Source organism: Winogradskyella sp. MIT101101, from assembly GCF_047126865.1.
GTDB lineage: Bacteria > Bacteroidota > Bacteroidia > Flavobacteriales > Flavobacteriaceae > Winogradskyella > Winogradskyella ouciana.
Genome location: NZ_CP138982.1, coordinates 2107094 through 2125787, shown reverse-complemented (window position 1 = coordinate 2125787; position 18694 = coordinate 2107094). Strand labels below are relative to the sequence as shown.

Here is an 18694-nt window from a genome sequence, read left to right as displayed (position 1 = left end):
TTACTCAAAATAATTTTTGATTCTATAGCCCCCATCTCTAAGGTATTGTTGCTTTCCCATAAGCTTTAAATCACTAGACATCATATCTTCTACAAGTGCGGGCAAATCGTATTTAGGAATCCAACCCAATTTTTCTTTAGCCTTTGTCGCGTCACCAACGAGTAAGTCAACTTCTGTTGGGCGATAGTATTTTTCATCAACCGAGACTACTTCTTTTCCAACTTCGAGAGGATATTTAGAATTGCTTGATGATTTAACACAACCCCTTTCTTCCGAGCCTTTTCCTTTAAATTCTAATTCAACCCCTATGTGAGCAAAGCACATACGCACAAAATCACGAACTGAAGTGGTTTTGCCTGTTGCAATTACCCAATCTTCTGGCTCGTCAGCTTGTAAAATCATCCACATCATTCTTATGTAGTCTTTAGCATGACCCCAATCGCGTTGAGCATCTAAATTTCCCAAGTACATTTTCTCTTGCATCCCTAGTGCAATTCTAGATGTAGCTCTAGTGATTTTTCTGGTAACAAAAGTTTCTCCTCTTATCGGAGACTCATGGTTAAAAAGGATGCCATTACAAGCGTACATGCCATAGGCCTCACGATAATTTACGGTAATCCAATAGGCATAAATCTTAGCTACGGCATAAGGGCTTCTTGGATAAAACGGTGTGGTTTCGGTCTGGGGTACTTCTTGTACTTTCCCATAAAGCTCAGAAGTAGAAGCTTGGTAAATTCTTGTAGATTTTTCTAAACCTAGAATTCTCACAGCTTCTAAGATTCTCAGCGTACCTATTCCATCTGCATTTGCCGTATATTCTGGTGTTTCAAAAGACACATGAACATGGCTCATGGCTGCCAAATTATATATTTCATCAGGTCTAACCTCTTGAATAATTCTGATTAGGTTAGTGCTATCCGTTAGGTCTCCATAATGAAGAAAAAAGTTTCTGTTCTCCTCATGAGGGTCTTGATAAAGGTGATCTATCCTATCAGTGTTGAATAAAGATGATCTTCTTTTTACGCCATGAACCTCGTATCCTTTCTTTAAAAGAAACTCGCTCAGATAAGCCCCATCCTGACCCGTTACACCTGTAATTAAAGCTATTTTTTTCATTAATTAAGTATTATATAATCTCTAATTGAAAGACTATTAATTTACAAAAATAACCTTTCTCATATAAATTTAAGCACTATTGAATCTTTACTTACAGGTCATTAATAAGCGACTTTACACTTTCTTGCCATTTATTTAAATCCTTGTACATTTTTTCCGTTTCTAAAATGTCTAAAACGCTATATTTAGGTCGCTTAGCTATGGTTTTATAACTGTCTACAGAAAAAATATTTGAAGTTTTCTTTGAGTTAAAATGCTTTACTATTTCTTTTGCAAAACCGTACCAAGTTGTTTTCCCTTTGGCCGAGAAGTGGTAGATTCCGTAATGAATATCGTCTGATTTAATTAGATAAATAATAAACCTTGAGAGATCCAAACAGCTTGTGGGTGTACCTTGTTCTTCTGTAGTAATTTTTAACTCTACGTTTTGTTTTGTTTTGTTGACAATGGTTTTGAGAAAATTTTTGCCAAATAGAGAATAAAGCCAAGACGTTCTTATAATGTAATGCTCTTTTATTGTTTCCTTAATATAGAGTTCGCCTTTAAGTTTAGACCTACCGTACTGGTTTATTGGATTGGTTTTGTCTTTTGTAGTGTATGGTTCTCTTTTTTTTCCGTCAAAAACATAATCCGTAGAAATGTGAACTAATTTTATATTTTTTGACTGGCAAACCTCTGCAATATTCTTTGCTCCTTCTGCATTTACTAAAAAAGCTTGGTCAACGTTTTTTTCTGCCAACTCAACATTTGTAAAGGCGGCACAATTGACACAAAAATCAAAATCATTCTTATTAAAAAGAGTGCTAATTGACTCCTTATCGGTTATGTCAACATCCTCTTTTGAGTAAAAGCTATAACTGTCTGGCTCTTTATCAACTAAAGAATTTAGTGTCTGGCCTAATTGCCCGTTAGCACCTAAGACAGCTATCCGCTTCATAATTTAGCGTTTTTAAAAGATGGTAAAAGCAAGTCTTTCTCTGAGAGAATTAATTCAGACTCTGGGTATTTCCAGTCTATATTTAAATCTTTGTCATTGTATATTACCCCTGTTTCTGATTCTTTGTTATAAAAATTATCACATTTGTAACTAAAAATAGTATTATCCTCTAAGACCAAAAACCCATGGGCAAAGCCTCGAGGTATAAAAAGTTGAGTTTTGTTTTCTTCAGATAGAATTGCTGAGACGTGTTCGCCAAAAGTTAAGGAGTTTTGTCTCAAATCAACTGCAATGTCCAACACTTTACCTTTAATAACCCTGACCAATTTTGCTTGTGCAAACTCACCTGTTTGGTAGTGGAGACCCCTTAAAACACCTTTAGAGGATTGGGATTCGTTATCTTGAACAAAGTTAATGTTCTTTCCAAGGGCTTTTTTAAATACGTTTTCATTGTAGCTCTCTATAAAATAGCCCCTTTTATCTTCAAACACTTTTGGTTGTAGTGTATAACACCCTTTTAATTTTGTTTCTTTTATAATCATATTATTCAGCCAGTAAACTCAGGAGGTGCTTGCCGTAACCGCTTTTGGTTAGGGTTTTTGCAACTTTTTTGAATTGCGCCTTATCTATAAAACCCATTTTGTACGCTGCCTCTTCAATAGCTCCAATTTTTAAACCCTGTCGTTCTTCTATTACCTGGACAAACTGTGAAGCTTGCATCAGTGAATTAAACGTGCCTGTATCTAGCCAAGCTGTACCTTTATCTAAAACACTTACTTTTAGTTTCCCCCTCTCTAAATACGTTTTGTTAACATCGGTAATTTCTAATTCTCCTCTTTTACTTGGTTTTATGTTTTTTGCTATTTCTACTACTGAGTTATCGTAAAAATATATTCCTGGGACTGCATAGTTAGATTTTGGCTTCATGGGCTTTTCTTCAATCGACACCACTGTACCGTTTTTATCAAACTCAACAACTCCGTAGCGCTCTGGGTCGTGTACATGATAGGCGTAAATAATTCCACCGTCGGGATTATTGTTTTGTTGAAGTAATTCTGATAAGCCTGTACCGTAAAAAATGTTATCTCCAAGGATTAAAGCAACTTTATCCTTTCCTATAAAATCTTCTCCTATGATAAAAGCTTCAGCAAGACCTTTGGGTTCTTCCTGTACTGCATATTGAAAATTACAGCCATACTTTTTACCATCTCCCAATAACTTTTCAAATAGTGGAAGGTCCTCTGGTGTAGAAATTATAAGTATGTCCTTTATCCCAGACCACATAAGCGTAGATACGGGATAATAAATCATAGGCTTATCATAAATCGGCATAAGTTGTTTACTTATGGCTAAAGTTAATGGATGCAATCTTGTACCTGATCCGCCCGCTAGAACTATCCCTTTCATTAGTTTTCGTATTTATCTAAGTACCAGTGTATGGTTTTTTCTATTCCTGTTTCAAAATTCTCTTTTGCTTCCCAGCCTAATTCACTTTCAATCTTTGAGGCATCAATAGCATATCTAAAATCATGTCCAGGTCTATCCTTTACAAAGGTTATTTGTTTAGAATATGGTTCTTTTTTCGGTTTGATATTGTCTAGAATTTCACAGATCTTATGGGCTATATAAAGATTATCTCTTTCATTCTTTCCTCCAATATTGTAGGTTTCTCCTTTTCTTCCTTTTTGAAAAACTAAATCAATTCCTCTACAATGGTCTTCTACATACAACCAATCTCTTATATTTTTTCCATCACCATATATAGGAATGTTTTCTCCACTAATAGCTTTTCTTATAATTGTTGGTATTAATTTCTCATCATGCTGTTTTGGTCCATAGTTGTTACTGCAATTTGTGGTAACTACGTTCATGCCATACGTATGGAAATAACTCCTAACAATAAAGTCTGATGATGCCTTAGAGGCGCTATAAGGACTGTTGGGAGCGTAGGGTGTTTCTTCTGTAAAAAGCCCTGTTTCCCCTAGGGTGCCATAAACCTCGTCTGTAGAAATATGATGAAATCTATTGCTTACAAAACCTGATTTGGGTTTAAAGGGAGCGTCCATCCAAAAGGTTTTAGCTATATTAAGAAGATTAAAGGTGCCTTCTATATTTGTTTTTATAAAAGCATCTGGGTTGCTAATTGAATTGTCTACATGAGACTCGGCAGCAAAATGAATGACTCCAGAGAAGCTGTGTTTTTTGAAAAGTTCATTGACCAATTCTGTGTCGCATATATCTCCCTTTACAAAACTATAGTTTTTATGGTTTTGTAATTGTTTTAAATTAGAAAGCTCGCCTGCGTAGGTGAGCTTATCTAAATTAACAATATTGATGTTTTCTCGCTCTTTTAGCAAATAGAAAATAAAATTTGAGCCAATAAAACCAGCACCACCTGTAATTAGTATGGTCTGTTGCTTATTCATATTCCTTAATGAACTTGAATGTTTTAAATATACTATAAACTATTATCATTACTAATAACGCTAGTGTAGGAAAAGTTAGAGAATACTTGTCAATTATATCTGCCTCTAAAGTTCCTACTTCTTCAAAGCTAGAAAGTATGTCATAGTACTCACCTTCTTCAAGCGTCTCTTCCTCTAATGTCCTTAAAGAGCTTCGTATTTTTAATTCTTCTTGAAACAGCTCAAATTCTTTGGTTTCTGTTTTTTCTTGTACTAAAGGTATAAATCCTTCTGCGCCCAATTTTACCTCTCCCTTTTCTGATTCATTTTTCTTAATTTCCATGTAGGTTTCTTGAAGGCTCTCTACTCTTCTAAGCTCTTCAATATAGTAAAGTTTTTTAACCGCCCGAATCGAGTCAGTTCTTGTCTTTAACTTTTGGGAGTATTCATTTTCAAATGTCTTTATAAACCCCTTTTCTAAGCTAGGAAAAATATCATTGCTTGTGGCCTTGGCCTTGATGGAGAAAATGCTTCCAGCAAGTATATCTCTGTTTTCAATAAAGTCTTCGTAAGCAACTTCAACTGCCAAAGTACTGTCTAAAGATTTTATGTAATCATCATATTCCTTTAGTAAATCATTTTGTGTTTCTGGTCCAATTTCAATTTCAAATCCAATTAGTTGTTTTGCTGTGGTTAGGCTATCTATTTCAAAAATATTGGATAGTTCTTTGTAATTTTCTGAGCTAATAAGCGCATTAAAATAATCTACATTGTTTGAGAGCTGATATTTAGAATCGTAATACGGTCTAACCAGCATATCAGAAACATATACGGGGTCTTTAAATTTTTCAATGGTAAATCCAAGTATTGCTGTAGTCATCAGTACTATAGCCACTAATTTAAAATTATTAACCAACGGCTTTAAAGCAAAAATCAAGGCCGAAAAAAGACCTATAAAAATTTTACCTATAAACGAAAAAAGTTTTTCAAATAAATTTCCTATGGCGTTGAAAAACTGCCCTAAATCAATTTCCTCATCCTGAGGTTTATGCGGTGATTTATCACTCATGTATTACGAATTAAATATTTGTTCTAGTATTTTTTTTGTTATGACGTATGTTGGTTTAACACCCGATGCTCCTAAACCTCCTGAAGCCAATGTGCTTCCAGTCTCTAGTGGGTTGTCACTAGCATAATAAGCATATCTTACTTTTACATCTTCATTTATACTGCCTCTAACTCTTGATGCCGCTTGTATCGCTTTTTGATAATGTGCTCCTTCCATTTCTAAACCAATGACATTCCATGTGGATTTTTTAAAGAATTTTAAAATTTCTTTATTCTGCAAGGAAGTGCCTAATACCGTAACCATTGTACCTTCATAAACATCAACTCCGCAATCTACTAAATCGTTTTTACTTAGTTCGTTTTTAAATGGATAATTGTCAGCTGTACCTTCAAAAATATGGGCCGAAGGAATCATAACATCTCCTTTACCTCCCTCTAAAATACCTGCCTTACCCATAATAGATATGGATTTAACATCTAAATGAACTTTTTTACCATTCACCTTTATCGGTTTTAGAAATTCATCCATAGTTTCATACGCCTGTTCTCCAAACGCATAGTCCATAACAAAAATTACAGCTTTGTCATCCTTATTGGATTGTGAATACTCAAAGTCTGTATTAGAAAAATCTATTTTATCTGTATCAAAAATTTGGACATCTATGTTGGTTCCAGACGTGTCCTTTATGTAGATCATTCCGTTCTGCAACGCAGATTTCTCTACTTTATTGCGCATTGCAACACTTTTTGAGTTGCTTAGAGTTTCGTAAACCTCAAAAATGTCTTTTTTGGAATCAGCACCCTTAAGAGTACCTTTCGCGAAAATAGAATTCATAACGCTGTGCATGTTTGCGCTAATAATGTGTATCGGTCGCTCTAAAAGTCCGTGCTTATTTAATATCTCTTTTATATTGTCTGCCCATACTTCACCGTGGATATGATGGCCCAATCGTTCTCTTAAAACTGGGCTAAAAGTTATGGTTCTTTTATTGCCATTTATGACCTCCTCAATTGCCAACTTACCCAGCCAATAAACAATGTGTAATAAGCGTTCTGGTTGACTTTCGGTAGCAAATTTAGGATATGCTTCGGTTAATTCATTGAAAGTTCTCCCTAAAATATTTGCTGTGTGCGTAATGGCAATTTCGCGCTCTTTTTGAGTTAGTTTTTTTGTTGAAGTAACAGCATTTTCTAACTTCTGCCAGTCTCTAACAGTGGCCCCTTCTTCATTAATAATAATCCGCTTACTTATTTTGTGAGACTCCACAAACAAAAATGTAAGATGTGTTAAAATATCGTAGATTTCTGAACGACCTCTTGTTATTTCAATATTCATTTGCTCATCGTCTATACGATAGCAATTTCGTCTTCGTTTTGGTGGGATTATAGGCTTAAAATGTGAGTTGGTATAGCCTTCATCACTTGTTAGGTTTATGAACGTGCACTCCTCTATACCTCGAGGTAAACGATCAATAACGTACAACAAGCCCTCTATTTCTGCCTTTTCATCGGCAATAGAACCGTAGATTTCTGGGCGTAATAACAACAATGCCTCCCGCAAAGTTTCGCCCGAAACTCCCATTGGTTTATAAAATCCACGATTAAACAAATGCCGCATGGTTATATACATACGCTCGATTGCATTTGAGCTTTCTTGCGCTCTAGTTCTTTCGTGTTTTTTCTTAACTGTGCTCATACATTATTTTAACCTACAAATATAGAGTTATTTAGTTAATTGAAGTTCGTATATTTTATCAGCTATTTTTCTATCGTTGGATAATCTTGGGATTTTATTTTGTCCACCTAGTTTTCCTATGGATTTCATATAGGCTTTGAAACCATCTTTCTTTACTCTAGTAATCTTTAAGGGTCGCAAGACCTTTCCTTTTATTAAATCTAGATAATAGCTGTTTTGTTTTTGAAGCGATTGCTCTAAATCTTCTATAAATTTAGCTTCGTTTTCAGGTTCATTTTCATACTCAATAAACCATTCGTGATACGGTAGCCCCTCCACTGGGTTAATTTGAGGTGCTACAGTAAATTCATTAACAGTAATTGATGTATTTTCTGTAGCTTCTTTTAGGGCTTGTTCAACTTCCTTCCCTATAACGTGTTCTCCAAAAGCAGAAATAAAGTGTTTTATTCTGCCACTAACAATAAGTCTATAAGGTTTTAGTGATGTGAACTGCACTGTATCTCCAACATTATACGCCCAAAGACCAGCTGTTGTAGAGATGATCATAACGTAGTTAACACCAAGTTTTACATCTTTTATTGTTATTCGTTCCGGATTGTCACTAAAGAAATGTTCAGCTTCAACAAATTCATAAAATATACCGGAGTCTAATTGTAAGAGCATCCCTTTTTCATTTTGCTTGTCTTGAAATGCAAAAAATCCTTCACTTGCAGGATATAGTTCTATACTATCAACCTTTCTCCCTATTAGGTTTTCGAATTTAGCTTTATAAGGCTCATAATTAACACCTCCAAATATGAATAAATTAAAGTTTTTGAAAATTTCGCCCACCTTCTTTCCTCTCTTTTCTATTAACTTTTCAAAATACATTTGCACCCATGACGGTATCCCTGAAATAACCGTCATGTCTTCGTCAATAGTTTCTTCAACTATGGCGTTTACTTTAGTTTCCCAATCCTCAATGCAATTGGTTTTTAAGCTAGGCAATCTGTTTTTTTGAAGGTATTTAGGTACATAATGTGCCACAATGCCAGAAAGTCTTCCAAGCTTAATCCCGTTTTTTTCTTCTAGAGTTGGGCTTCCTTGTAAAAAAATCATTTTGCCATCTACAAATTTTGAGTTTCCGGTTTCGTTGATGTACATTAGAATGGCATTTCTAGCGGCATCAACATGTGTGGGCATGCTTTCTTTAGTAATGGGAATATATTTAGCACCAGATGTCGTACCGGATGTTTTAGCGAAATACAAGGGTTTACCTTTCCACAGTATATTCTCTTCGCCTTTAACAACGCGTTCTACATAGGGCTTTAAGTCTTCATAGTCCCTTATGGGAACTTTAGACTTAAAATGTTCATGAGTAATAATCTCACTGAAATTATGGTCTTTACCAAAAACAGTGTTTTTTGCTTCTACTATAAGATTATGAAACACTTTTTCTTGGGTCTCAACAGGATTTGAAGCCCATTTTTTTATACGCCAAGCTATAATTTTGGCAAAAGGTTTGGATAGTGCTGCTTTAACCGATGGCATTACTGAAAATCAATGAAATTAGTTGGGTTTACTGGGTAGCCTTTACTCCAGAGTTCAAAATGAAGGTGCGGACCTGTGCTCAACTCTCCCGTATTTCCAGACATGGCGATGACCTCTCCTGCCTTAACTAAATCGCCTTGAGACTTTGTAATGGCTGAGTTGTGCTTGTACACAGAAATTAATTCTTGGTTATGCTCAATAATAACTACATAGCCCGTTTCTACAGTCCACTCTGCAAATATAACTGTTCCATCTGCCGTGGCCTTAACAGGAGTGTCATTAGCAACTACAACATCTACAGCAAAGTGCTTGTCTTCAATATTATACTCTTCTGATATAGTTCCGTTAACGGGCGGAAATAATACAAAGCTGTTTTGATTCGTTGATTCTTCAAACAGGTTATATTTATCCTCTTTTTCAACTTTTTCTCTTAACAAAGAGTCTTCTTTGTTGGTCGTAATCTGCAAAATATCTACGTCGTTTTTGGCCGCTTCTATAATGGAATCTCTGTTAAATTCAACCGTTGATACATCACCTGTAAGTACTTTTCGGATTGAGGCATAATATCGTTTATTTAGCTCCAATTCCTGAACCAACGAGTCTGTTTTATAGTTAAGGACAGAGGCTTCTTTTTTAAGCTTTGCTGATGAATACCCAGGAATATACTCTCGCAACGGCGTAAAGGCAATCAATAGGATGGTAAAGAATACCAAGAAAATTGCCGAAAGTGATGTTAAGACAAAAACATTAAGGCGTGTTAGTTTAATTGCAAAACGCTCTTCAAAAGTATCTTCATTAAGGATTACTAAGCGATACTTATGAAGTAGCTTTTTAGCAATTTTTTTTTCTTTTTTTTTCTTTTTTGCCATTAAAACAAAATTAGTTAAAATAGTGAAATAGCGCTATCAATAAGTGCTAAAGTTGGGTTTACAACGTTATAATTAAAGTATAATTACTAACTTTGTGGTCTAAATTTAAAAATATGATTTCTAGCAATATAGTTTTAGCGTTGGGTCCATGGCAAATCGTTTTAATAGTTGTGGCCATTTTACTATTGTTTGGTGGTAAAAAAATTCCTGAACTAATGAGAGGTTTGGGTAGTGGTATCAAAGAGTTTAAAGACGCAAGTAAGGAAGATCCTGCTGACAATAAGGAAAAAGAATAGATCCTTAATTGAAAAACATAAAAAAAGCCAACTGAATCAGTTGGCTTTTTTATTACTTAATAGTTATGGATTTAATGATTGATTCTATTTCAAAAATATACTCGCCTTTATTAAGTGATGGTGCATATACATAACCATCTGCAATTAAATAGCGTTTGTTCACTTTATCCTCTATGGCGAAGGTTATAAAAGGCCCTCCCATGGTATAACCTTCCATATCCCAAAGCCCTCTAACTTCATAAGTTGGTTTATTATCAATTATGGTTTTGAACATTGCGGGTGCGAAGGCGTCTTCAACCTTCATATAAATACCATCTTCGCCTGGGACTTTAGTTTTTGTAATGTGATTTCGCATTTTAATAATGTCAACAACAGTGCTATCACCTTCAGAAATTGTTTCCATTGGAACTTCATAAAACATAATATCTATTGTTTTACTGTTATCCAACGCTTTCCTTAGCCAATAAAAGTCGTTCTCTGATTTTCCAAACTTATAGACTGAAGGAATATCAACTGTAAAACCAAGCTGATTTTCCATTTTTTCGTCTTTTAAAAGTGATTTATTGATTTGTCTTTGCTTCTCCTTTACTTCTTCTTTATTAAATGCATCAATAATTCTCGCTTTGCTTTCTTTTAATTGAGCAATTATATCTTGATTTGTTTTCCCACGAACTACAGCTACGGTTTGTGGCTTTGCGAAAACATTATTCTTAATAATGGTCGTCGCTTCTACATCACTTTTCTCAATTTTAAGAACAATTCTACTGCGTGTAGCGAAACCGTCAAAAACTTGAGGCGGAATCTGTTTTAAATTAAACATTGGTTCGTCTGTTGGCAGCCCATTAAGTGGTGCGGCAAAAATTTCTCTAACACTTTCACCCACACTACCTTCCCAAAGCGTATTGTCTACAACCACCGAAATACTGTTTAAAATACCGTTAGATGCTGGGAGATAAGTTGTTTTGTCATCGTCTTTTTTGTCACCACATGCAACCAATAGCACACAGAACAGTAAAGTATATAATGTTCTCATAAGTTTATTTTTTGTTGATTTTTTTATTCAGACACAACAAGTGTCATTCCTATTTTGAGTTTACTACCACTAATATCGTTCCATTCTTTAAGATTTTGAACAGAAACTCCAGAAAATTTTTGGGCAATACTCCAAAGCGAATCACCAGATCTTACTTTATAAATTTGTTTACCGTTTGTATTTACAACCTTTTTTTCTGTTTTTGGTTTTGTAGAAGCAACTGGATTTCTCGGGTAGATGGTTAGGCGCTGTCCAATTTTTAGGTTGTTACTTCTGAGACCGTTCCAACGTTTTATCTGGCTTACTCGCACTCCATACCTCCTTGCAATCTTGCCTAAATAATCGCCACTCTTAACGCGGTATCTTATTTTGGTATCAGAATTCAACAATTGTGGCAAAGGTTTTTCACGCTTATTAAATTCTGCATTTGCAAAAGCATATATTTTATCTTCGTTTGTGGTGAAGATACCGACAGCTTCTCTGGGCAAACGTAGTGTGTAGGTTTTTCCGTCTACCTTAGGTATAATGTCCAATTTATAAGACGGATTCAAAAACTGTAGCTCTTCAATTTTTACTCCCGTAGTCTCAGAGACCTGATCTAAAGAAATCATTTGCTTCACATGGATGGTGTCTGTTTGTACATACTGAAATGCTGGTCGCTCAGGTTTAAAACCGTGTTCTTTAGCATATTCAAAAATGTACATAGTTGCCAAAAACGCGGGAACATAGCCAGCTGTTTCCCTTGGTAGGTTTTGGCGGATATTCCAATAGTTCTTATAACCACCTGAACGTCTTATGGCTTTATTGACATTTCCTGGTCCTGAATTATAGGCGGCTAAAGCTAAGTCCCAATCTCCAAAGATTTTATAAAGCCTAGATAGGTATTGAGCTGCTGCAGTTGTCGATTTTATTGGGTCACTTCGTTCATCTACATAGCTGCTCACATCCAATTTATATTCTTTCCCGGTAGCAAACATAAATTGCCATAAACCTGTTGCACCAACTCTAGAACGTGCTCTGGGTTTTAGTGCAGATTCTACAATTGAGAGATACTTCATTTCCAAGGGAATATTATAATTGTCAAACTCTTGCTCAAACATTGGGAAATAAAAATGGCTTAATCCCATTAAGCGCTCCATGGATGTGCGTCTATATTTGAGATAGTTTTTTATAACACTTTCTAATGAAGGGTTATATTCTACATTGAAAGGTGTTCTGGCATTGAGTCGTTTTAGCCTCGCTTTTAAGGTATCTGTGGTTAATTCTGGATAATCAACAGGTTCGTAAGTTAGTTCTGAAACCGATTTGTAAATGGTATCAAATAATGAGTTGTTATAAAGCTCATCTAACCATTTTTGATCTAACTCAGCAGCTTCAGCTAAATCCTGAAGGTTTTTGATGTTTAAAGAATCAATCTCGGCAGGAATATTTTTTTGTGGTATTACAGAGCCATCAACTATGGTGTCTGTTTTCTCGGAAATCTTTGTTTGTTGCTTAGTTATGCTATCAGTTTTTACTTGAGAAAAACCAAAAGACATAAACAAGAGTAAGCAAAATGATACAATACCTTTAATTCCCATAGGCCTAGTTTAGATGTGCCAAATATAACGTTAGAGGCTCTAAAATAGTATTTTTTACGACTTTAGTCTAAAATAGCAGCAATTCCTGGTAAGGTTTTACCTTCTAAGCTCTCTAACATTGCCCCACCACCTGTGCTCACGTAGCTTACCTTATCTTCAAACCCGAATTGCTTTACGGCTGCAACAGAGTCTCCTCCACCAACTAGTGAGAATGCGCCATTTTTAGTGGACTGCGCAATCGATTCGCCCAAAGCTATAGTGCCTTTTGCGAAATTTTCCATTTCAAAAACACCAAGGGGACCGTTCCATAATATCGTTTTGCTTTGGTTTACTACATCATCGAAAATTTCCAAAGACTTTGGTCCAGCATCTAAGCCTTGCCAACCATCTGGGATTTGCCTAACATCACAAATTTGTGTATTCGCATCGTTACTAAAAGCATCCGCAGCAACGACATCAACAGGTAAGTGGATTTTGACATTTTTTGCTTCTGCTTGTTTCATAATGTCTAAAGCCAAAGCTGTTTTATCGTCTTCGCAAATAGAATCTCCAATATTTCCTCCTTGGGCTTTTATGAAGGTAAACGTCATTCCTCCTCCTATAATTAAATGATCTACTTTATCTAATATATTTTCAATCACTGTGATTTTTGAAGACACTTTTGCTCCGCCAAGTACTGCTAGTACTGGTTTTTCTCCACCTTCCAATACTTTTTTAATACTTTCTATTTCCTTTGCCAATAAGTGACCAAAACATTTTGCCTCAGGAAAAAACTGTGCAACGATTGTGGTAGAGGCATGTGCTCTATGCGCTGTACCAAAGGCGTCATTCACATAAATATCACCTAGTTTAGAAAGTTTTTCAGCAAAATCCACATCACCTTTAGTTTCCTCTTCATGAAAACGCAGGTTTTCAAGCAACAAGATTTCTCCAGGTTGCAGTGTACTTGCTTTTTCCTCTGCTTCTTCGCCAATACAATTTTTGGCGAATTTTACTTCAACACCCAAAACGTCTTCAATTTTATCTACAATGTGCTTAAGGGAAAATTCTTCCTGAACACCCTTTGGTCTTCCCAAATGCGACATTAGTACACAACTCCCGCCATCTTCTAAAATCTTAATTATAGTCGGTTTAGCAGAGACGATTCGAGTGGCGTCTGTTACTTCAAGGCTATCGTTTAATGGCACATTAAAATCTACGCGTATTAATGCTTTTTTATCTTGAAAATTGAAATCGTTTATGGTCTTCATATTTTAAATTTTGAAAAGCAAATATAAACCCATAATGTGCATTTGACAAACAGAACCTTTAGATGCTTAAATAGCATTATGTCTATTACATTTAATTGATAGTTTTTTATGGATAAAATAATGCATAGTTTTGCCCTATGCTATTTTCTGAAGTTTTAGGACAGGCTCATATTAAAAACCACCTTACAACCAGTGTTGATAAAGGTAGAATTGCACATGCGCAACTTTTTGTTGGACCTGAAGGTTCTGGTACGTTACCAATGGCACTAGCATATGCGCAATATATTCTGTGCAGTAACACGAATGGCGAAAATACGGGCGGAAATGATGCCTGTAATTTAAAGTTTAAAAACTTCTCGCATCCTGATTTGCATTTTGCGTTTCCGGTAACCACCAGTGATAAAGTAAAAAGTAAGCCTGTTTCAAGCTTTTATCTCGAGGAGTGGCGACAACTTTTAGAGCAGCAGCCCTATGGTAATCTATTTGATTGGTATAAACTTCTTGGAGTAGATAATAAACAGGGACAGATAGGTGTTGATGAAGCCTTGGAGATTGTGAAATCTCTTTCTCTAAAATCTTACGAAGGTCGCTACAAGGTTATGATTATTTGGATGGCTGAAAAAATGAATATACCAGCCGCCAATAAACTTTTAAAGTTAATTGAAGAGCCACCAGAAAAAACCATCTTTATTCTGATAGCAGAGGATGAAGAGCAAATCATTAATACCATTCTTTCTCGTTGTCAGGTTTTACACTTTCCTCCTTTAGCAGAAGAGGCTATTACCGAGGCATTAGTAAAGAATTATCATATTGAAAATGCTGTTGCCACAAAAATTGCACATCAGTCCAACGGAAATTACAACAAGGCTTGTGATTTAATCTATCAGGATAGTGAGGATATTCAATTTGAAAAATGGTTTATCCTTTGGGTACGTTCTGCTTTTAAGGCAAGAGGAAATAAAAGCGCCATTCACGATTTAATTTCTTGGTCTGAGGAAATTGCCAAAACAGGTCGGGAAACACAAAAGAAATTCTTAAGCTTTTGCTTAAATTATTTTAGACAGGCTCTGCTGTTGAATTATAAAGCTGATGAATTGGTTTATCTAGAACCCAAATCAGAAGATTTTAAACTTGAGAAATTCGCGCCTTTTGTTCATGACGCAAATATTTTAGAGATTTCCGACGAGTTGCAAGATGCTATTTACCATATTGAACGTAATGGGAATTCTAAAATTATCCTGACAGATCTATCTATTAAGTTAACAAGGTTATTGCATAAAAAAAGCCAAGCTATGTAGCTCGGCCTTAGTTTGAACTATGTTATCAATATTTATTCTTCTTTTGCCTCTTCAGAGGTAGAAGCTTCAGCATCTTTTTTACCGTAAGCATCATTTAGTGCTTTGGTAATGGTTTCTGAAATATCATTAGCATCACTACCGTACATCACGCTTCCCGCTTCATTTTTTCCTAAAATATAAGTGTAGCCGTTGTCTTTTCCATAGTCTTCAACAAAAGTCCTGACTTTAGATATTACAGAGTCAATCTCGGTATTGAATTCCTGCTGCATCAGTTGTTGCTCATACTGAAACTGTTGCTGTAACATTTGTTGTTTTTGCCCCAGCTCATTATAAATTTCCTCTTGCTTGGTCCTTGACATCTTTTGTGCATCAGCACTTAGTTTTTGCGCTTCTGTTTGAAAAGCTTTTCCGACACTATCCATTCTCTTTTTAAAAACTTCGTCTTTTCCTTTAAACCTTTCTTCTATATCAATTTTCATTTGATAATCATTAATGACTTTACTGTTATCAATGAATGCGATTTTTTGTTGTTCTTGGCAAGACGCAAAAACGACCAAAGTAATTAAGGCAACAATTATTTTTTTCATGATTTTAATTCTATTTAAATTTTTGCAAATGTATAAAAGTTAGCTTGTGAATTACATAATTTTATTACCATTAATAAAACCTATGGTGACTTACCTCTTTTATTATTAAAAGTTATTGGTTTTGAGCTAAAATAAAGCGTTTTAAGCGCATTTTGGTTTTTTAGCCTGTAATCTGCTATTATAATGGACTAAAATTAAACAGTTGTCTTTTATTTAAGTATACTGTTGTTTTAAGATATAAATATGAGATGAATACTCTTTTGAGCGTTTTGCTTTTTGATTTGATTGCATTCCTATCCAAAATGCTCTAAGTGGATTCATCCATCCTGATTTATATTTTTCTGAAAGCAAACTCACGTAATAGGCGTCAAAAACCATTGGTAAGATTTTTACTACTTTAAGGTTTTGTGGTTGAAACATTTTTGAAATTGAGGTTTTTGAAAAGTGCCATAAATGTCTCGGCACATCATAAGCTGCCCAAAAGTTTTGATAGTGCTTAGCATCATAACTTTTAAAATTAGGAACCGCTATCACCAATCTGCCATTTGGTTTTAAAAGTCGCTTAAATAATTTAGCGTGCATATCTAAATTTGGCAAATGTTCTAACACGTGCCAAAGCGTAATAACGTCAAAAGTGTTTTGTTCTAAATCAGCTAAGTGATCTATCTCAAAAACTGAATTATTAGTTTTAGAATTTGCAATTTGTCTTGCATTTTTGTTAGGTTCAATTCCTGTGATTTGCCAACCATCATTTTGTGCGGTTTCTAAAAAATCACCCGTTCCGCAGCCAATATCTAAAAGTGTTTTATCTTCTGACTTAAAAGCGTTAATGAGCTTAAGTTTTCGTTTTAGTGAAATACTTCTCACTATGTGATAAACTCGTTCTAATAAATTTCGTTTGGTATCGGTATGAGAAATATAGTTCTCGCTGTTATAATAATCTGAAAGATTCTCTGCCTTCGGCTGCGGGAATGTCTCCAACATATCCAACTCGTCATTATATAATAACTGAAAGGTTTCACCCGAGACCGAATGGTCTTTTACAGTAAGATATGTAGGTTTGTTATTCATTCTATTGGATTCTGAATCTAATTCAGAATGACAAATTATGGTATATAGTTTTATTATGTTCCACGTGGAACATAATATATTATCGGCCTAAATAAACCAGTAAAACCGAAACATCATTTGGCGACACACCACTAATTCTTGATGCTTGGGAGATGGTTACAGGTTGTATTTCTGATAACTTTTGTCTTGCCTCCATGCTCATAGACTTAAGCTTTGAATAATCGAAATTAGACGGGATCTTTACGTTTTCAAGACGGTTTAGTTTATCAGCATTATTTTTTTCCTTCTCTATATAGCCAGCGTATTTTACCTGAATTTCGGTTTGCTCAATAACTTCAGAATCAAGATTATTTTCTTTAATGTAATTATCTACAGCCTCCACCTTACGCATATCCTCTATGCTAATATTAGGCCTCGCATATAGCTTAAACATTTTATCCTGTTGTTTTACCTGAGCAGAATTCTTGGATTCTAAAACAGGATTTATTTCTTCAGGCTTAACACTTGTATCTTTAAAAAACTGGACAAATGCATCAGACTTAGATTGTTTTTCTTCCATCCTGCGTAATCGCTTTTCAGATGCTAAACCAAGTTCATAGCCTTTTGGTGTTAATCTAAAATCTGCATTGTCTTGACGTAATAAAGTTCTGTACTCGGCTCGAGATGTAAACATTCTATAAGGCTCTTCAGTTCCCTTTGTGATTAAATCGTCAATCAAAACTCCGATATAAGCTTCGTCTCGTTGCAGCGTAAAAGCATCTCTTTCCTGAACTTTAAGGCTTGCATTTATACCTGCCATTAAACCTTGGGACGCTGCTTCTTCATAACCTGTGGTTCCGTTAATTTGACCTGCAAAAAACAAACCTTCAACCAATTTAGTTTCCAGTGTGTGCTTTAGTTGCGTAGGTGGAAAATAATCATATTCAATAGCATAACCAGGTCGAAAGAACTTGACATTTTCAAACCCTTTTACAGATTTTAAAGCATTGAACTGAACATCTTCAGGTAGCGATGTTGAAAAACCATTGACATAAACTTCAACCGTATTCCAGCCCTCTGGCTCCACAAATAATTGATGACGATCTTTATCAGCAAATCGATTAATCTTATCCTCTATTGAAGGGCAATATCTTGGTCCAACACTTTGTATTCTTCCATTAAACATTGGTGAACGATCAAAGCCTTCACGCAATAAATCATGTACTTCCGGACTTGTATAAGTCATATGACAAGAACGTTGTTCTTGCAATGGTTTTGTAATATCTAAGTAAGAAAACTTTTCAGGATTTTCATCTCCTGGTTGCTCTATCATTACAGAATAATCTAACGATCGTCCATCGACTCTAGGCGGTGTTCCTGTTTTCATTCTTCCGGAATCAAAACCCATTTCGATCAACTCTTCCGTTATTCCTGTCGCGGCTCTTTCACCTGCTCGACCTCCGCCAAAATTTTTATCACCAATATGAATTAAGCCATTAAGAAAAGTTCCGTTGGTTAACACAACAGTCTTCGCCTTCACTTCAATTCCCAATGATGTTTTTACACCAACAACTTTACCCTTTTCTATAATGAGGCCTGAAACCATTTCTTGATAGAAATCAAGATTAGGTGTGTTTTCCAATAGCAACCTCCAATCTTCAGCAAAACGCATTCTATCAGATTGCACTCTTGGACTCCACATAGCTGGTCCTTTAGATTTATTGAGCATCTTAAATTGAATCGCTGATGTGTCTGAAACAATTCCGCTATAACCTCCAAGCGCATCGATCTCGCGTACAATTTGTCCTTTTGCAATGCCTCCCATCGCAGGATTACAAGACATCTGAGCGATGTTCTGAAGATTCATTGTAATTAACAAGGTCTTACTTCCCATATTGGCAGCCGCAGCCGCAGCTTCGCTACCCGCATGGCCAGCACCAACAACTATAACATCATAGACTTCGTTAAACATGATTTAA

The 18694-nt window shown here is 35.4% G+C and carries 17 protein-coding genes; 2 read left to right on the top strand and 15 right to left on the bottom strand.

Annotation, left to right across the window (positions count from 1 at the left end; translation table 11 throughout):
• The 9 genes from gmd to SIB89_RS09520 all read right to left on the bottom strand — a co-directional run bounded on the left by gmd (position 1) and on the right by SIB89_RS09520 (position 9621).
• Entirely contained in the window at positions 1 to 1116 is a 1116-nt protein-coding gene (gene gmd / locus SIB89_RS09560; RefSeq protein WP_412559605.1) for a GDP-mannose 4,6-dehydratase, read from the bottom strand.
• A 91-nt stretch (positions 1117 to 1207) separates the two neighbouring features.
• Entirely contained in the window at positions 1208 to 2053 is an 846-nt protein-coding gene (rfbD, locus tag SIB89_RS09555) for a dTDP-4-dehydrorhamnose reductase (RefSeq protein ID WP_412559604.1), read from the bottom strand.
• Positions 2050 to 2595, bottom strand: a complete 546-nt coding sequence (gene rfbC / locus SIB89_RS09550; RefSeq protein WP_412559603.1) for a dTDP-4-dehydrorhamnose 3,5-epimerase — start codon at positions 2593 to 2595, stop codon at positions 2050 to 2052. Before rfbC ends, rfbD begins: the two co-directional genes overlap by 4 nt.
• 1 nt (position 2596) lies before the next feature.
• Positions 2597 to 3460, bottom strand: a complete 864-nt coding sequence (gene rfbA / locus SIB89_RS09545) for a glucose-1-phosphate thymidylyltransferase RfbA (RefSeq protein ID WP_412559602.1) — start codon at positions 3458 to 3460, stop codon at positions 2597 to 2599.
• Entirely contained in the window at positions 3460 to 4479 is a 1020-nt protein-coding gene (gene rfbB / locus SIB89_RS09540) for a dTDP-glucose 4,6-dehydratase (protein WP_412559601.1), read from the bottom strand. Before rfbB ends, rfbA begins: the two co-directional genes overlap by 1 nt.
• Positions 4472 to 5527 (bottom strand): hypothetical protein, encoded by a 1056-nt coding sequence (locus tag SIB89_RS09535; RefSeq protein ID WP_412559600.1) that lies wholly within the window; start codon positions 5525 to 5527, stop codon positions 4472 to 4474. Before SIB89_RS09535 ends, rfbB begins: the two co-directional genes overlap by 8 nt.
• A gap of 3 nt (positions 5528 to 5530) precedes the next feature.
• The gene (locus SIB89_RS09530) at positions 5531 to 7222 is read right to left on the bottom strand and encodes a DUF6909 family protein (protein ID WP_412559599.1); all 1692 of its coding nucleotides are present in this window, start codon (positions 7220 to 7222) and stop codon (positions 5531 to 5533) included.
• Between the two features lie 27 nt (positions 7223 to 7249).
• Positions 7250 to 8752, bottom strand: coding sequence for a GH3 auxin-responsive promoter family protein (locus SIB89_RS09525; protein ID WP_412559598.1), 1503 nt, complete (start codon positions 8750 to 8752; stop codon positions 7250 to 7252).
• Positions 8752 to 9621 (bottom strand): M23 family metallopeptidase, encoded by an 870-nt coding sequence (locus SIB89_RS09520; RefSeq protein WP_155089204.1) that lies wholly within the window; start codon positions 9619 to 9621, stop codon positions 8752 to 8754. The genes SIB89_RS09525 and SIB89_RS09520 overlap by 1 nt, the downstream gene beginning before the upstream one ends.
• A 113-nt stretch (positions 9622 to 9734) precedes the next feature.
• On the opposite strand from SIB89_RS09520, the gene SIB89_RS09515 reads away from it, so the two are divergent.
• A complete protein-coding gene (locus SIB89_RS09515; RefSeq protein WP_155089203.1) occupies positions 9735 to 9917 on the top strand; it encodes a twin-arginine translocase TatA/TatE family subunit in 183 nt (60 codons plus the stop codon).
• 52 nt (positions 9918 to 9969) lie between these two features.
• On the opposite strand, the gene SIB89_RS09510 is transcribed toward SIB89_RS09515, so the two are convergent.
• The 3 genes from SIB89_RS09510 to SIB89_RS09500 all read right to left on the bottom strand — a co-directional run bounded on the left by SIB89_RS09510 (position 9970) and on the right by SIB89_RS09500 (position 13780).
• On the bottom strand, positions 9970 to 10950 hold the full coding sequence (locus SIB89_RS09510) for a DUF4837 family protein (RefSeq protein ID WP_412559597.1): 981 nt from the start codon (positions 10948 to 10950) through the stop codon (positions 9970 to 9972).
• A gap of 23 nt (positions 10951 to 10973) precedes the next feature.
• The gene (locus SIB89_RS09505) at positions 10974 to 12530 is read right to left on the bottom strand and encodes a LysM peptidoglycan-binding domain-containing protein (RefSeq protein WP_412559596.1); all 1557 of its coding nucleotides are present in this window, start codon (positions 12528 to 12530) and stop codon (positions 10974 to 10976) included.
• Positions 12531 to 12592: 62 nt separating this feature from the next.
• Positions 12593 to 13780 (bottom strand): phosphoglycerate kinase, encoded by a 1188-nt coding sequence (locus tag SIB89_RS09500; RefSeq protein WP_155089201.1) that lies wholly within the window; start codon positions 13778 to 13780, stop codon positions 12593 to 12595.
• A 137-nt stretch (positions 13781 to 13917) separates the two neighbouring features.
• On the opposite strand from SIB89_RS09500, the gene SIB89_RS09495 reads away from it, so the two are divergent.
• Entirely contained in the window at positions 13918 to 15078 is a 1161-nt protein-coding gene (locus SIB89_RS09495) for an ATP-binding protein (RefSeq protein ID WP_412559595.1), read from the top strand.
• A 32-nt stretch (positions 15079 to 15110) separates the two neighbouring features.
• On the opposite strand, the gene SIB89_RS09490 is transcribed toward SIB89_RS09495, so the two are convergent.
• The 3 genes from SIB89_RS09490 to mnmG all read right to left on the bottom strand — a co-directional run bounded on the left by SIB89_RS09490 (position 15111) and on the right by mnmG (position 18687).
• Complete coding sequence (locus tag SIB89_RS09490; RefSeq protein WP_412559594.1) at positions 15111 to 15665, bottom strand: OmpH family outer membrane protein; 555 nt, start codon at positions 15663 to 15665, stop codon at positions 15111 to 15113.
• A gap of 213 nt (positions 15666 to 15878) precedes the next feature.
• Entirely contained in the window at positions 15879 to 16736 is an 858-nt protein-coding gene (locus tag SIB89_RS09485) for a class I SAM-dependent methyltransferase (protein WP_412559593.1), read from the bottom strand.
• Between the two features lie 79 nt (positions 16737 to 16815).
• Complete coding sequence (gene mnmG / locus SIB89_RS09480) at positions 16816 to 18687, bottom strand: tRNA uridine-5-carboxymethylaminomethyl(34) synthesis enzyme MnmG (protein ID WP_412559592.1); 1872 nt, start codon at positions 18685 to 18687, stop codon at positions 16816 to 16818.
• Positions 18688 to 18694 lie beyond the last annotated feature (7 nt).